Source organism: Streptomyces silaceus (assembly GCF_001419745.1).
GTDB lineage: Bacteria > Actinomycetota > Actinomycetes > Streptomycetales > Streptomycetaceae > Streptomyces > Streptomyces silaceus.
The window spans coordinates 1153-1673 of sequence record NZ_LIRJ01000460.1 but is presented as its reverse complement, the minus strand read 5'-3'; the positions used below and the strand labels follow the sequence as shown (position 1 = coordinate 1673).

Here is a 521-nt window from a genome sequence, read left to right as displayed (position 1 = left end):
GACGAGCCCACCAACCACCTCTCCCCTCGTCTGTGCGACGAACTGGAGGAGGCGCTGGGCAGCGGTCCCGGCGCGATCGTCCTCGCGAGCCACGACCGGTGGCTGCGCAGGCGATGGCAGGGCCGCGCGATCGAGCTGGGACAAGGCCGCGCGAGCGGGCTGGAACAGGAAGACGTCGGGCGAGGGGAGGTGGCCGGAGTCCCCGGCGAGACGGCCGGGACCCGCGGCCGGTCCTGATCCGGAACTCTCGATTACCGCGCCGCTCCGGGCGACACCGCTCGGAGCGGTGACGATTCTTGCGCTGGTGGACCGTCCCTTGTCACGATGGCCGGGTGAATCTCGACCATGTTTTCGTATGCGGACATCCGGCCCTCGACTTCGCGGCCACGCTCCGTGCTCGGCGCTCCACCCGGTTCGAGATGTTCGTGACGCCAGAACGGCTGAATGCCTGGTACCTGGAGTCCGGACTCGTGGACACGATCACGCCCGGCGACGAAGCCGACGTCCGGGCGGCGACGACC

At 69.9% G+C, this 521-nt stretch carries 1 protein-coding gene and 1 pseudogene; both read left to right on the top strand.

The features are described 5' to 3' along the window. Positions 1 to 237: pseudogene (locus AOK22_RS43260) on the top strand (hypothetical protein); the annotation flags it as partial. Positions 238 to 332: 95 nt separating this feature from the next. Further along, on the top strand, positions 333 to 521 hold a 189-nt coding region (locus AOK22_RS33895; RefSeq protein ID WP_208606481.1), incomplete at its 3' end, for an ABATE domain-containing protein.